Source organism: Streptomyces scabichelini, assembly GCF_011045015.1.
Taxonomy (GTDB): Bacteria; Actinomycetota; Actinomycetes; order Streptomycetales; family Streptomycetaceae; genus Streptomyces; species Streptomyces scabichelini.
Map to the genome: position 1 here is coordinate 21,733 of NZ_JAAKZY010000051.1, position 13,225 is coordinate 34,957.

The 13,225-nt window shown below is 71.6% G+C and carries 13 protein-coding genes; 4 read left to right on the forward strand and 9 right to left on the reverse strand.

Annotation, left to right across the window (positions count from 1 at the left end):
* Positions 1-75: 75 nt before the first annotated feature.
* Both G5C60_RS18085 and G5C60_RS18090 read right to left on the reverse strand, forming a co-directional pair.
* On the reverse strand, positions 76-1,077 hold the full coding sequence (locus G5C60_RS18085; RefSeq protein WP_165260449.1) for a sensor histidine kinase: 1,002 nt from the start codon (positions 1,075-1,077) through the stop codon (positions 76-78).
* Entirely contained in the window at positions 1,074-1,979 is a 906-nt protein-coding gene (locus G5C60_RS18090; RefSeq protein WP_165260451.1) for an MEDS domain-containing protein, read from the reverse strand. The genes G5C60_RS18085 and G5C60_RS18090 overlap by 4 nt, the downstream gene beginning before the upstream one ends.
* A gap of 171 nt (positions 1,980-2,150) precedes the next feature.
* On the opposite strand from G5C60_RS18090, the gene G5C60_RS18095 reads away from it, so the two are divergent.
* Positions 2,151-4,220, forward strand: coding sequence for an ATP-binding protein (locus G5C60_RS18095; protein WP_165260453.1), 2,070 nt, complete (start codon positions 2,151-2,153; stop codon positions 4,218-4,220).
* Positions 4,221-4,411: 191 nt separating this feature from the next.
* On the forward strand, positions 4,412-5,233 hold the full coding sequence (locus tag G5C60_RS18100) for an alpha/beta fold hydrolase (RefSeq protein ID WP_165260455.1): 822 nt from the start codon (positions 4,412-4,414) through the stop codon (positions 5,231-5,233).
* 8 nt (positions 5,234-5,241) lie between these two features.
* Here G5C60_RS18100 and G5C60_RS18105 read toward each other — a convergent pair whose 3' ends face one another.
* Positions 5,242-6,027: a methyltransferase domain-containing protein gene (locus G5C60_RS18105; RefSeq protein WP_165260457.1), complete on the reverse strand. Its 786-nt coding sequence runs from the start codon at positions 6,025-6,027 to the stop codon at positions 5,242-5,244.
* Positions 6,028-6,055: 28 nt separating this feature from the next.
* Here G5C60_RS18105 and G5C60_RS18110 point away from each other — a divergent pair, with 28 nt between their 5' ends.
* Complete coding sequence (locus tag G5C60_RS18110) at positions 6,056-6,508, forward strand: MerR family transcriptional regulator (protein WP_241266893.1); 453 nt, start codon at positions 6,056-6,058, stop codon at positions 6,506-6,508.
* A gap of 44 nt (positions 6,509-6,552) precedes the next feature.
* On the opposite strand, the gene G5C60_RS18115 is transcribed toward G5C60_RS18110, so the two are convergent.
* The gene (locus tag G5C60_RS18115) at positions 6,553-7,278 is read right to left on the reverse strand and encodes a class I SAM-dependent methyltransferase (protein WP_165260459.1); all 726 of its coding nucleotides are present in this window, start codon (positions 7,276-7,278) and stop codon (positions 6,553-6,555) included.
* 243 nt (positions 7,279-7,521) lie between these two features.
* Here G5C60_RS18115 and G5C60_RS18120 point away from each other — a divergent pair, with 243 nt between their 5' ends.
* The gene (locus tag G5C60_RS18120) at positions 7,522-9,108 is read left to right on the forward strand and encodes an alpha-amylase family glycosyl hydrolase (RefSeq protein ID WP_165260461.1); all 1,587 of its coding nucleotides are present in this window, start codon (positions 7,522-7,524) and stop codon (positions 9,106-9,108) included.
* Here the strand turns inward: G5C60_RS18120 and G5C60_RS18125 are convergent.
* From G5C60_RS18125 to G5C60_RS18145, 5 genes are read right to left on the reverse strand one after another with little or no spacing between them, the layout of a single operon-like run.
* Positions 8,994-10,562: an MFS transporter gene (locus tag G5C60_RS18125; protein ID WP_241266894.1), complete on the reverse strand. Its 1,569-nt coding sequence runs from the start codon at positions 10,560-10,562 to the stop codon at positions 8,994-8,996. The genes G5C60_RS18120 and G5C60_RS18125 overlap by 115 nt on opposite strands.
* A gap of 5 nt (positions 10,563-10,567) precedes the next feature.
* A complete protein-coding gene (locus G5C60_RS18130; RefSeq protein ID WP_165260463.1) occupies positions 10,568-10,723 on the reverse strand; it encodes a hypothetical protein in 156 nt (51 codons plus the stop codon).
* Positions 10,724-10,773: 50 nt separating this feature from the next.
* Complete coding sequence (locus G5C60_RS18135; RefSeq protein ID WP_165260465.1) at positions 10,774-12,030, reverse strand: sigma-70 family RNA polymerase sigma factor; 1,257 nt, start codon at positions 12,028-12,030, stop codon at positions 10,774-10,776.
* 8 nt (positions 12,031-12,038) lie between these two features.
* The gene (locus tag G5C60_RS18140) at positions 12,039-12,380 is read right to left on the reverse strand and encodes a YciI family protein (protein WP_165260467.1); all 342 of its coding nucleotides are present in this window, start codon (positions 12,378-12,380) and stop codon (positions 12,039-12,041) included.
* On the reverse strand, positions 12,377-13,111 hold the full coding sequence (locus G5C60_RS18145) for an SgcJ/EcaC family oxidoreductase (RefSeq protein ID WP_165260469.1): 735 nt from the start codon (positions 13,109-13,111) through the stop codon (positions 12,377-12,379). Before G5C60_RS18145 ends, G5C60_RS18140 begins: the two co-directional genes overlap by 4 nt.
* Positions 13,112-13,225: the final 114 nt, after the last annotated feature.

The window sequence follows — 13,225 nt, forward strand, 5'->3', positions numbered from 1 at the left end:
CGAGGTGGACCGGACTTCGCTGTGGGCGGAGCCGTCGACGCCCGGTGGTGGGCCAGAACCTGCTCGGCGCGGGCTTCACCCGCCCGGAGAAGCGAACTCCCGCTGACGAACGCCCCGCCCGGGGCGCCGGAAGTACATGCGGACCACGGAGCCCCCGGGCCGGAGATCTTCGGTGACCAGGTCGCTCAGCTGCCGTACCACCCACATCCCGTGTCCGCCCGCGGCACGCAGGTCAGGCGGGAGATGCCCGGGGAACGGGGCAGACGCGGCGGCGGTGTTCACTCCCTCGTCGGCGACCTCGCAGATCACGTAGTGGGCGTCGCCGCGCAGTCGGACGATGCCGCGCCCGCCCCCGTACCGCACGGCGTTGATCACGGCCTCGTGCACCGCCGTCACCAGGTCGTACGTCCGCTGCTCGGACAACCCGAGGCCTCGGGCGTACATGGCGAGGGCGCGGCGGACGGCCACGGACCGGCCGCGTACGAAGGGGATGTCGTCGTGGCCCTCGAGGACGCCGGAAGGCCGTGCCGCGTCACACTCGGCGTAGAAGTCGGCCGGGTCGGCGTAGCGTCCGCTGGGGACCGATTCCCGGGCGCCGAGGGCGAGTTCGGGGTGGGTGCGGGCTGCGGTGCGGACGATGTCGGTGGGAACGGTGCGGGTGTCGTAGGGGCAGAGGATCCAGTGGCCGGTGTCGGCGAAGGCGACGTTGACCAGCGACTCGTAGCGCATCCACTCGCGGGCCTCGAAGTCCGTACGGCCCGACCAGACCGGTTCGCCGATGATGCGGACCCGGCGCGGGCCGCCCGACGGACCGGTCTCGTGCTCGGCGCAGTACGCGCTGTACCGGCCCAGGGTGCGGGAGGGATACCCGTACCAGTCGTCGGCGTCGATGAACTCGACGTCGCGGGAGCGGGGGCCGAGCGCCTCGTCGAGAAGAGTGACGTTGCGGGAGGCGAGGACGGCGAGAACGGCGTCGCCTGCGTCCAGGCCGTCGTGGGCGAAGGCGAGGGTTGCTTCCAGGAACTCGTCGTCGGAGCCGTAGCACAGCGCCCGGTGGACGAACTCGCTGCGTGTCATGGTCCCGCCCCTTCGCCGTCGTCGCTCTTTTCCACACGCAGACCTGGTACGCGGTCCCATCCCGTGACCCGCATCAGTCGCTGTACGTGCGGGGCGACGCCGTACAGCACAAGGGTGCCGCCGGACGCGGACAGGCCGAGAGCCGAGAAGACCAGCAGACGCAGCGCGCCGACATCGACGAAGCGCAGTTCGCGCAGGTCGAGCCGGGTGCGGAGGCCGTTCGCGTGGCGGGCCTGGGCGCGGGCCGTCTCGGCGTGCAGGGCGCGGGCCACGGCGGTGACGTTCGTGTCGTCGATCTCTCCGGCCAGGGCGAGACCGGGTGGGGCGAAGGTGCGGGTGATGGACAGCAGGTCGTCGTGCCAGACGAGGTCGGCGGCGACCCGGCCGTGGTGGAGCCCGTCGAGCGGGGCCAGTTCGTCCTCGTCGAAGACTCGGCGGTCGTACTGGCAGATGCCGAGGACCGGCAGGGACGCGAAGACGGGGTCGAGGAGGAGTTCGCTGTCGTGCAGCGTCTTCAGGCCCGTGCCCGCGTGACCGCGCAGGATCTCCATGCTGACGCGCAGCCCGAGGTAGCCGTCGCCGACCGCGCGGCGCGCCTCGCGGCGGATCACCTCGTCCAGATCCCACAGGCCCTCGGGAGTCGCGAGATGCGGGTCAACGGACAGCCGCCCGGCGGCGAGTTCCTTGTCGACCGGGCAACCGTGCGCCTCCAGGAACGTGAGCGCGAGGTCCGCCGGGATCTCGGCCGGGGTCAGGACCAGACCACGGTGCCCGCTGGCCAGCCCGTCGAGGAGGAACGCGGTGAGTACGGTTTCCCGTTCGTCGTCCGTGTCGTAGCCGAGGAGCAGATGATCTCCGGGGCGCATCTGTCCGACTGCTCTGAGGGCGGGCTCGGATTCCATCCCCGGACCTCCCAAGATCGCAGCTCGGCGTGCCGGGACGCTTCCACGCTACGCCCCGATCGTGCTCGGCGTGAGGGCGTCCGTCCGATTCCCGGGGTCACCCGACCGGGGGTCAGACACACGCCCCCAGGGGAGTTAAGGTGACCGCCATCGGTCGGGTGAGGGGGAACGATGGCGTCCTCAGTGCACAACGGCAGGACCGGCAATCTGCCCGCCGAGGCCAACGCCTTCATCGGCCGCAAGTCCGAACTGGCTGAAATCTCCGGCCTGTTGAGCACCGCACGGCTCGTCACCCTCACCGGCCCCGGGGGCGTCGGCAAGTCACGGCTCGCCCTGCGGGCCGCGCATGCGGCGCGCGACGGGTTCCCGGGCGGGGTGTGGCTGGTGGAGCTCTCGGAGCTGAAGAACCCGGACCTGCTCACGAACGCCCTGGCCGAGGCGATCCGGCTGACCGAGCAGACACTGCGCCCCCTGCTGGACGCGGTCTGCGAGCATCTCACCGTGGGGCCGCTGCTGCTGGTCCTGGACACCTGCGAGCACGTACTGGACGAATGCGCGCGTGTGGTGCAGGAACTTCTGGCGAACGTACCGGAGTTGCGGATTCTGGCCACCAGCCGGCAGTCGCTGGGCGTGCCGGGCGAGCATCTGCTGTCCGTGGCACCGTTGCCGCTCGGTGAACGCGACGACGCGGTGGCGCTGTTCGTGGCGCGGGCAACTGCCGCCGCGCCGTCGTTCGCGCTCACGGATGCCAACCGGGCGAACGTGGCCGCGGTCTGTGCCCGTCTCGACGGCATCCCACTGGCCCTGGAGCTGGCCGCGGTACGGCTGCGCGGCTTTCCCCTCGACCGGCTCCTCGAGGGCCTGGACTCACGGTTCGACCTGCTGGTCTCGCGCGCCCGGCCGCGCCTCGCCCGGCATCAGACGCTGCGTACGGCGATCGGCTGGAGCCATGAGCTGTGCACTCCGCTGGAGCGGCTGCTGTGGGCCCGTCTTTCGGTGTTCGCAGGCGGCTGGGACGTGGAGGCGGCCGAATTCGTGTGCCACGGCGGCCCGTTGGAACCCGAGGAGATCCTGGCGCTGCTCGCCTCCCTCACCGAGAAGTCGATCGTGACCCGCGAGGGCGACGGCGTGGGTGGGCGCTATCGCATGCTCGACACCGTCCGCACCTTCGGTGCCGAGTGGCTCGAGGGCCTGGGCGAACAGGACGCCGTACGACGCCGTCACCGCGACTACTTCCGCTGGATCGCCCGCCAGGGCGAAGCCGAGTGGCTGGGCCCGGGGCAGCGGATGTGGGCCGAGCGGCTGACCTCGGAACACGCCAATCTGCGGCTCGCCCTGGAGGAGTGCCTGGTGGCGCCGGGGCCCGGGACGGCGCTCGAACTCGCGGGCACCCTCTGGTACTTCTGGTTCGCCTGCGGCTTCGCCGAGGAGGGGCGCGGCTATCTGGAGCGGGCGCTGCGGCGGGCGCACGACCCGGGTTCCGAGCACACCCTCGCCATCTGGGCACACCGCCTGGTCACCATCGTCCCGGACGACCTGGACGCCGCGGAGTCCGTGAGCGCCGCGTACGTGTGGCTCGCCCAGGAACGCCGGCTGCCCGTCCCCGCCCTTCCGCTGACCGGCGCGAGTCTCGCCGTGCGGGGCGAGTCCGCGCGGTCCGCCGTGCTGTACGGCAGCGGCTCGACGGAGCCCGGGGGCGGGGGCGGAGCGGAGTTCTTCCAGCTCCTGACGCTCGCGTTGCAGGCGTATCTGCTGGCCGGCCAGGGCGCGTTCGAGCGCTGCGCGACGGTGGCCGAGCGGCTGCGTACGGACTGCGCGAAGCGCGGCGAACTGTGGATGCGGGCCTGGGGCGACTTCTTCGTCGCCCTCGCCGGCATCGGCCTGGGGCGCCCGGACGACGCGCTGCGCTCCGCGCGCGACGCGCTGGCCGCCAAGTGGCGCGTCCACGACCGCCTCGGCGCCGCGGCCGTCGCCGACCTCCTGGTCGCCGCGCAGGCCTCACGGGGCGAGCCCGAGGCCGCAGCCCAGCTCCTGGGCATCGGCACCCGCCTCTGGTACGCGGCCGGGCTCCCCCAGCTCGGCGACCACGAGACGACCGTCTTCCGCAGGGAGTACGCACGCCATCTGCGTGCGGCACTGGGCGACACCTCGTTCGCCGAAGCGGTGCGCACGGGCCACGAGTTGGGGCCCGAGGCGGCGATGCGGCTAGCACTGGGCGGCGTACCGGATGAGATGTCGTAAGCCGGCGTACGTAGCGGGGTGGGACGGGCTGACGTATCGGGGCGGGTCCGATTCGAGAATGCGGTCCTGTGATCGCCACACGCGACTAATGTCATGGCATGCGCGCCGCACGTGGCTTAATGCCTATGTGCGGCGTTTCGTCCGAACGCGTCCTGGTAAGGCCTGCAAAGGCCTCAAAGAAAGGCATGCTCATGGGGACCTTCACGACCACCGACGGCACCGAGATCTTCTACAAGGACTGGGGCAGCGGACGGCCGGTCGTCTTCAGCCATGGCTGGCCGCTCAACGCGGACGCCTGGGACGGGCAGTCGCGTCTGGTCGCCGAGAACGGCTTCCGTGCCATCGCCCATGACAGGCGCGGCCACGGCCGCTCCGGTCAGCCGTGGCAGGGCAACCACATGGACCAGTACGCCGACGACCTGGCCGAACTCATCGAGGCGCTCGACCTCAACGACGTGGTTCTGGTGGGCCATTCGACGGGCGGCGGCGAGATCACCCGCTACATGGGCAGGCACGGTACCGCGCGGGTCGCCAAGGCCGTGCTGCTCGGCGCCGTACCACCGCTGATGCTCAAGACGGAGACGAACCCCGAGGGCACACCGCTCGAGGCCTTCGACGGGATCCGGGCCGGCGTCGCGTCGGACCGCTCGCAGTTCTACTGGGACCTCAGCGAGGCCTTCTACGGCTTCAACCGGCCCGGTGCCACCGAATCGGAGGGCTTGCGGCGCGCCTTCTGGATGTGGAGCATGCAGGTCGGCCTCAAGGGGGCGTACGACTGCATCAAGCAGTTCTCCGAGCAGGACTTCACCGAGGACCTGCGGGGCATCGACGTACCCATGCTGATCGCGCACGGCGACGACGACCAGATCGTGCCGATCGCCGCCGCCGCCCACAAGGCGGCGCAGCTCGTCAAGGACGCCACGCTCAAGGTCTACCCGGGCGCCCCGCACGGCCTGGTCGGCGAGTTCGAGCAGGCCTTCAACGCCGATCTTCTGGACTTCATCAGGAGCTGAGCCCGCTCCTAGGGGCGAGCGTCCCGACTCGGTGCGGTCCCGGCAGCCACGAACATCGGCAGCGCCAGGAAGCTGCGGTCGGCCTCGGCCCGGCTCCTCTGCTCCGCGATCCACAGGTCGGCGCGCTCCCTGCTCACCGCCCTGGACGCGTGGGCCCCTTCGGCCAGCCCGACCAGGGCGGGGAGCATCGTGGCCCCGGTGAAGACCCCGGCGTACACCTCGACGGTGACGTCCGTGAAGTCCGCGTCCAGCAGCAGGTTGCGGTAGCGCCGAGCCGCACGCGGCGACGGGACGGTGTCGGCTCGGCCGTGGACGATGGCGCGAGTGAGTGCGGGGTCGTCGGAGTCGATGACGAAGGTGTCCCAGTCCTGGCCGACCAGCACGATCCGCCCACCCGGCGCGAGCACCCGCCGGGCCTCGGCCAACGCGCGTTCGGGGCGGGCGAGTTCGTGGAAGACCTTGTCCGCCCGGTAGCCGTGCGCCTCGCCGTCCGACAGCGGCAGCGCACCCGCCTCGGCCACCCGGAAGTCCGCCGCAGGCCACCGCTCCCGGGCGGCCTCGATCATCCGCTCGTCGGGGTCGACACCCACGGCCCGTACGCCGCGTTCGGCCAGCTCGGCGACGGCGCGCCCGCCGCCGCAGCCCACGTCCACGACGGTGCTCCCCGGCCCGGCGTCGAGCAACTCGTAGGAACGGGAGCGCAGTTCCGCAGCTCCGGGCAGTTCGTCGACCATGTCGAGGAGGGTCAGCAGGTCGGCTTGGGGCGAGGCTGTTCCTTGCGATTCCTTGTGCATGCACGCAAGGCTGCGACTTAATGCGGACATGAAGTCAAGCGCACACAAGGAACGGACGGGCGACGCGGCCGGAACCATGAGCATCGGCGACCTCGCGCAGCGTTTCGGCCTGGCCACGCACGTCCTGCGCCACTGGGAGTCGGTGGGCCTGCTGCGGCCCGGCCGCGACAGCGCGGGCCGCCGCCGCTACGGCACCGCCGACCTCACCCGCGTCGCCGTCATCCTCCGCGCCAAGGAGGCCGGTCTTTCCTTGGACACGATCCGCTCCCTGGCCGCCACCACCGATCCCTCGGCCCGGCGCGACACGCTCCGACGCGAGGCCGAGGCCCTGCGCTCCCGTATCGCCGCGGCCCAGGCCTCGCTCGACCTCGTCGAATGTGCCCTGGGCTGCGATCACGAGGACTTCACCCAGTGCCCGCACTTTCGCGCGATGGTGGCGGAGCGGATCGGCGCGGACGCCCCCGTCCGCCTCCCGCTCTGAGCGCGCCGGGGGCGGCCAGTGCGGTCGTGCCCCACCGAACCGGCCTACTCCGGGCGCGTGGCCACCACCATCCGGCAGCGCGGGCTGCCGTCGTTCCTGTGCCCGAACTCGGGGAGCGTGTGCAGGTCCACGACGAACCCGGCCCGTACCAGCTCGCGCCGTACCTCGCCTAGGCGGAACGCCCGGTAGTACATGACGAACGGGGGACGCCACACCGCGTTGCGCACGCGCATCGCCGTGTCGAAAGCGAGCAGCGCCCAGTAGCCGGGGGAACCGGGGCGGGCCGGGGCCACGACGGGGAAGGCGAACCGTCCGCCGGGCCGGAGCACCGAGTGCACCTGGGCGAACAGCCCCGGCAGCTCCCGCGGCAGGAAGTGCCCGAACGCCCCGAAGCTCACCACCAGGTCGAAGGCGGACCCGAACGGCAGGGCCCGGGCGTCGCCCCGTACCCAGGCGACCGGCGGCCCACCGGGATCCGTCCGTTCCCGTGCCACGGCAAGCATGCCCGCGCTGATGTCGACGCCGGTGATCCGCTCCCGGCACACCGTGCGCAGCACACCGATGCCCGCGCCGGTGCCACAGCACAGGTCGAGCCCGCTGTCGAACGGGCCGATCCGCTCCAGCGCCCCCGCGACGGAGCGCAGGACCGAGTCCGGCGTACGGAACGGGGTGTGGTCGAACTTCGGCGCGAGCAGGTCGTAGCCGTGCTCGACGGACGACAGCGCCTGGACGGCGAGCTCGCGGAACGTGGGGCCCTGCGGGGTGAACATCGAGATCAGCTTAGCCAGCGAGGAGCCTGTCGTCGTACAGCGGGAGTCTTCCGGAAAGAGACCTTCGCCAGAGCTCTGAGCTCCGAGGTCCTAGCTCTGGCCAAGGCGCGGACTATCGGGATGTCCCCCAGCGCTGTCACCCTCGACAGTGCCGGCGCGGATCACGGGATCTCCGCCGGCTGCGCGTCACATGCCGAAGTGCCCCTCAGGGGGTGCCCCTCAAGGAAAGGCCGCACTGGTCCCATGACCTCTTTCCGTCCCGCACCCGCCTGGCTGGCCGACGCCGTCTTCTACCAGATCTATCCGCAGTCGTTCGCGGACTCGAACGGCGACGGCATCGGCGACTTCAACGGAATCGCCGAGCGCCTCGACCACCTCGCGTGGCTGGGGATCAACACCGTCTGGATCAATCCCTGTTTCGCCTCACCTTTCCGTGACGCCGGATACGACGTCTCCGACTACCTGAGCGTCGCGCCCCGCTACGGCTCCGGCGACGACCTGGCCAAGCTCGTCGATCTCGCGCGACGGCGCGGCATCCGCGTGCTGCTGGACCTCGTCGCCGGGCACACCTCCGACGCGCACCCCTGGTTCACGGCCTCGGCGAACGACCCCGACGACCACCGCTACATCTGGACGTCCGAGGGCCGCCCCGACGGCTTCGTGCCCTCCCCCGGCAGCCGCCCGGGCGCGTACCTGCCGAACTTCTTCGACTCCCAGCCCGCCCTCAACTTCGGCTACGCGCGCGAGAATCCCGCCGAGCCGTGGCGCCGGCCGGTCGACGCCGAGGGCCCGCGCGCGAACCGCGAGGCCCTGCGCGCGATCATGGACCACTGGCTCCGGCTCGGTCTGTCGGGCTTCCGTGTCGACATGGCCGCCTCGCTGGTCAAGGACGACCCGGGCCAGGTCGAGACGAGCAGGCTGTGGACGGAGCTGCGCCACTGGCTGGACCGTACGCACCCGCACGCGGTGCTGCTCTCCGAGTGGGGCGAACCGGAGGTCTCCGTACCGGCGGGCTTCCACACCGACTTCTTCCTCCAGTTCGGCGGCCCCACCGACGGCCTCGCGCTGCGCTCGCTGTGGAGCAACGGCACGGGCACGGTCAACGACGACTGGGACCCGCTGGACTGCTTCTTCGACCCGAGCGGCAAGGGTTCGCCCCGGCCCTTCGTCGAGGCCTGGCAGCAAGCCTCCACCGCCCTGGGCGACAGCGGTTTCGTCTCGCTGCCCACAGCCAACCACGACTTCTCCCGCCTCAACTGCGGCCCGCGCACGGCCGAACAGCTCCCCACCGCCTTCGCCTTCCAGCTCACCTGGCCCACACTTCCGGCGATCTACTACGGCGACGAGATCGGCATGCGCTACCTCCCGGGCCTCCCCGACAAGGAGGGCAGCGTCCTCGGCCCCCACTACAACCGCGCGGGCTCCCGCACCCCCATGCAGTGGGACAACAGCCCGAACGCCGGTTTCTCCACGGCCCCGGCAGACGCGCTCTACCTGCCGGTCGACCCGTCTCCCGACCGCCCCACCGTCGCCGCCCAGCGCGGCGACGAGACCTCGCTGCTCCACCTCGTACGTCGTCTCATCACGCTGCGCACCCGCACACCGGAGCTCGGCCCGGGCGGAACCGTGGAGGTGCTGCATGCCGGGTACCCGTTCGTGTACGTACGAGGCGGGCGCTTCCTCGTGGTCGTCAATCCCCAACGGGAGCAGGTGAGTCATGCACTCGACGGCCCCGATGCCGTCCGGCCCCTGGAAGTCTCGGGCGTCGCGGTCGACGGCGGCACCGTCTCGGCGGACGGGTTCGGGTTCGGGATCTTCGAGCTCGGCTGAAGACCGTCGTCCGACCGTGCCCCCGGACGCCGCTTGGACGGACGGCCCGGCCCCCGCAGCAGAACCAGCGCGCAGGCCAGACCCACGGCCGCGAGGACGACGCACGCGATGAACGCGGCCTGGTAGCCCTCCGTCAGCGCCACGAGCCTGTCCCCGCCCTGGGTGTACGACACGGCGACCGACGAGACGACGGCGACTCCGAAGGCACCTCCGATCTGGAAGGCCGCGGTGTTGATGCCGGACGCGACCCCCGACTCCCGCTCCCCCACTCCGGTCAGCGCCGCGATGGAGCCGGCGACCGCACAGGCGCCGAGGCCGGGCCCGAAGATCAGCAGCCCGGGGAGGAGATCGCGGGCGAAGCCGCCGTCCACCGGCACTCCGGCCAGCAGCAGGCTGCCCGCGCCGACCAGGGTGAGGCCGCCGACCGCGACCGGACGCGGCCCGAGGCGGGTGACGAGAGCCTGGCCGGCGTACGAGCCGATCACGGCGGTCGCGGGCATCACCACGTTGTAGAGGCCGAAGCGCAGCGGCGAGTAGCCGAGCACGCCCTGTCCGTACTGGGAAAGGGTGTACGACATCCCGAAGGCGCAGCTGCCCAGCAGGAACACGACCAGGTTGCCACCGCTGACGGACCGGGCGCGCAGCAGCCGTGGCGGCACCAGGGGCGCCTTGGACCGCGCCTCGACGCGGACGAAGACCAGGGCCAGCGCGGCGGCAGCGGCCAGCAGGCCGACGGTCTGTGCCGACAGCCACCCGGCGCGGGGTGCCTCGACTACGGCGTACACGCACGCGAGGAGGGCGGCGGTGACGGTGAGCACGCCGACCGGGTCGTACGAGCGGCCGCGCGCCGCGGCGCGGCTCTCGCGCAGCAACACCGGGCTCAGGCCGATGAGCAGCGCGGCCACCGGCACGTTCAGGAAGAAGACCAACTCCCAGCCGAGGACGTCGGTGAGCGGTCCGCCGATCAGCAGCGCGGCCGTGGCGCCGAAACCGCCGCTGCCCGACCAGAGAGCGAGGGCCTTGTTGCGTTCGGGGCCCTCGTCGAAGGTGTTCAGGAGGATGGAGAGGGCGGTCGGCGCCATGACGGCGGCCGACACGCCCTGTACGGCGCGCGCCGCCACCAGCACGCCCCCGGTCCAGGCGAACCCGCACAGCAACGAGGACACCCCGAACAGCAGCGTGCCGGCCATGAAGACGCGACGGCGGCCCAGCAGGTCGGCGATCCGGCCGCCGAGGAGCAGCAGCCCACCGAAGCTGAGCAGGTAGGCGCTCATCACCCACTGCGCGCCGCCCGGGGAGAAGCCGAGCCCGTCGGCGATGGACGGCAGCGCGAGGAGCACGATCTGCGAGTCGAGGATCACCATGAATCCGGCCACGCAGAGCAGGGCGAGCGCGCGCCAGCGGCGGGGATCGGGGGCGGTGACGGACATCGCTCCGGATGTGGTGGCGGTCATCGCGCTCAGCTCCCCAGGCGGAGGCCCGCCAGCCAGGCCTCCGGTGTGCCCGGCCCTCGGTCGACGGGAGTGTCGGGTGCGTGGCGCGGCGACGGCTGTCGGCGCAGCTGCGGCAGCCGCAGAATCTTCCTGGTACGGCGGGTGGGAACGGTGGCGGTCATGGGACCCTCCGGTGTCATGTGGGTGCTTTCACCCCACCGACGAACGCCCCTTACGCCGATCGACACTCCACGAGCCGCTTCTGGAGAAAACGCCGCTCCGCGTCGTTCTCCACCAGCTCCAGAGCCTGCGCGTACGCCTCGGCCGCCTCCCCCATGCGCCCCATGCGGCGCAGCAGGTCCGCGCGGGTGGCGGGCAGCAGGTGGTACCCGGCCAGGTCGCCCGCCTTCTCCAGCTCCGCCACCAGGGCAAGGCCCGCCTCCGGCCCCTCGGCCGTGCCGACCGCCACCGCACGGTTCAGCTCCACTACCGCGGAAGGCACAAAGCGCCTCAACTCCCCGTACAGCGCCGCGATATCGGCCCAGTCCGTCTCCTCGGCCGTGGCCGCGGTGGTGTGGCATGCGGCGATGGCGGCCTGGATCTGGTACGGGCCGGGTCGGCCGCGGCGCAGGGTGGTCTCGAGCAGGGCGGCGCCCTCGTCGATCGCGGCGCGGTCCCACGCCGTGCGGTCCTGGTCCTCCAGCGTCACGAGCTCGCCCGCCGCGTCCACCCGTGTGCCGCGCCGGGCGTCGTGCAGGAGCAGCAGCGCGAGCAGGCCGAGCACCTCCGGTTCGTCGGGCATGAGCCGGGCCAGCACGCGCGCGAGGCGAATGGCCTCCGCGCACAGGTTCGTGCGCACCAGGTCGGCGCCGGACGTGGCGGCGTACCCCTCGTTGAACAGCAGGTACACGACGCCGAGTACACCTGTCGTGCGCTCGGGCAGCAGATGTGCGGGTGGGACGCGGTATGGAATTCCGGCGTTACGGATCTTCCGCTTGGCCCGTACCAGGCGTTGCGCCATCGTCGCCTCGGGCACGAGGAAAGCCCGGGCGATCTCTGGCGTGGTCAGCCCCGCGAGCGTGCGCAGGGTGAGTGCCACCCGGGCTTCGATGGGCAGCGCCGGATGGCTGCAGGTGAAGATCAGCCGCAGCCGGTCGTCGTGGACACCGCTGTCGCCGCTCTCGTCTTCATCGTCCGGGTCGTGCGGTCCCACGTTCCGTGCCAGCACCGCCGCCTCCCGCAGTTTCGCTGCTCCCACCGCCTCCCGCCGCAGCACGTCCAGGGCGCGGTTGCGCGCGGTCGTGGTCAGCCAGGCGCCGGGGCGGCGTGGAACTCCGTCGCGCCGCCACCGGTCCAGTGCCTGCGCGAAGGCGTCCTGCGCGCATTCCTCGGCGAGGTCCCAGTCGCCGGTCACCCTGATCAGGGTGGCTACGACCTGGCCCCATTCCTCACGGAAGGCGGCGGCCACCGCCTCCTCGACGTCGTTCACTGTTTCTTCTACTCCCAGACCGGCCGCACCTCGACCGAGCCGCCGCCCAGCGCGGCGGGATGCTTCGAGGCGAGCGCGATGGCCTCGTCGAGGTCGGCGACCTCGATGATGTCGAAGCCCGCGACGTACTCCTTGGACTCCACGAACGGCCCGTCGCTGAGCAGCACTTCGTCACCCTGGACGCGCACGGTGGTGGCGTCGGTGGACGGCCTCAGCCGCGCGCCGCCCTTCACCACACCACTGGAGCGCACCTCGTCGATGTACGAGGTGAAGTCCGGATGCTCGGCGATCTCCTCGGGACTGAGCTCCGGGCCGCCGACGGGGGTGCAGATGAACATCACGTACTTCATGACCGGGTCTCCTCCACGCCTGCGTCGAACGGGACCGACAGGTGCTGGTGGACGATCTGCCAGCGGTCGGCTGCGGCACGGTAGCCGGTGGTCACGCGCACCGTACTGTCCAGCGGCTCACCGGTGGTCAGCGTGGCGCGCATCCGCACGAGCGCGTGGCTGAACGCGACGCTCTCGTCCACCCGGACGCGGAAGTCGACCACGTCACGGCTCACGGGTCCGGTCACGGTGGAGAACCACCACTCCTGGGCCTTGCGGAAGGCGTCGATCCCGCGCTGTTCCAGACCGCTCATGGGGTGGAAGACCTCGACGTCGGGCGCGTAACAGGCCGTCATCCGGTCGATGTCCCGCTCGCGCGTGGCCCGGGTGAGTTCGTCGTCGAGGCGGCGGATCTCGCCTTCCGGGTCCTCGTCCTCCCAGAACCGGCGCACCTCCATGGCCCCGATGGAGGCCACGGGATGCTTCGCGGCCGCCTCGACGGCCTCCTCCATGGTGTCGCACTCGAGGATGTCGTACCCGGCGACGTACTCCTTCGTCTCCGCGAACGGCCCGTCGGTGCGCAGCACTTCACCGCCGCGCACCCGTACGGTGACCGCCTCGGCGGGCAGCCGCAGCCGGTGGCCGTGCAGCCGCACACCGCGGTCGCCGAGCTCCTCGACCCACGGTTCGACGGGTGTCATGCCGGAGGTGTCGGCGGTGTCGTCACCGCAGACCAGCAGCATGTACTTCATGATTCCTCCTGGTGCTCATGAGGTCCTGACACCCCACCGACGAACGGACCGGCGCCGGATCGACACCTCCCCCATGATTGCCCTGCCGGACGGCAGCCACATCCGGAGTCCTTC

Bases quoted from the DNA above. Each gene is read 5' to 3' on its own strand.
- G5C60_RS18105 (WP_165260457.1), bottom strand. From the start codon at position 6,027: ATGCACAAGGAATCGCAAGGAACAGCCTCGCCCCAAGCCGACCTGCTG.
- G5C60_RS18100 (WP_165260455.1), top strand. From the start codon at position 4,412: ATGGGGACCTTCACGACCACCGACGGCACCGAGATCTTCTACAAGGAC.
- G5C60_RS18140 (WP_165260467.1), bottom strand. From the start codon at position 12,380: ATGAAGTACGTGATGTTCATCTGCACCCCCGTCGGCGGCCCGGAGCTC.
- G5C60_RS18125 (WP_241266894.1), bottom strand. From the start codon at position 10,562: ATGACCGCCACCACATCCGGAGCGATGTCCGTCACCGCCCCCGATCCC.
- G5C60_RS18130 (WP_165260463.1), bottom strand. From the start codon at position 10,723: ATGACCGCCACCGTTCCCACCCGCCGTACCAGGAAGATTCTGCGGCTG.
- G5C60_RS18110 (WP_241266893.1), top strand. From the start codon at position 6,056: ATGAAGTCAAGCGCACACAAGGAACGGACGGGCGACGCGGCCGGAACC.
- G5C60_RS18120 (WP_165260461.1), top strand. From the start codon at position 7,522: ATGACCTCTTTCCGTCCCGCACCCGCCTGGCTGGCCGACGCCGTCTTC.
- G5C60_RS18115 (WP_165260459.1), bottom strand. From the start codon at position 7,278: ATGTTCACCCCGCAGGGCCCCACGTTCCGCGAGCTCGCCGTCCAGGCG.
- G5C60_RS18090 (WP_165260451.1), bottom strand. From the start codon at position 1,979: ATGGAATCCGAGCCCGCCCTCAGAGCAGTCGGACAGATGCGCCCCGGA.
- G5C60_RS18085 (WP_165260449.1), bottom strand. From the start codon at position 1,077: ATGACACGCAGCGAGTTCGTCCACCGGGCGCTGTGCTACGGCTCCGAC.
- G5C60_RS18095 (WP_165260453.1), top strand. From the start codon at position 2,151: ATGGCGTCCTCAGTGCACAACGGCAGGACCGGCAATCTGCCCGCCGAG.
- G5C60_RS18145 (WP_165260469.1), bottom strand. From the start codon at position 13,111: ATGAAGTACATGCTGCTGGTCTGCGGTGACGACACCGCCGACACCTCC.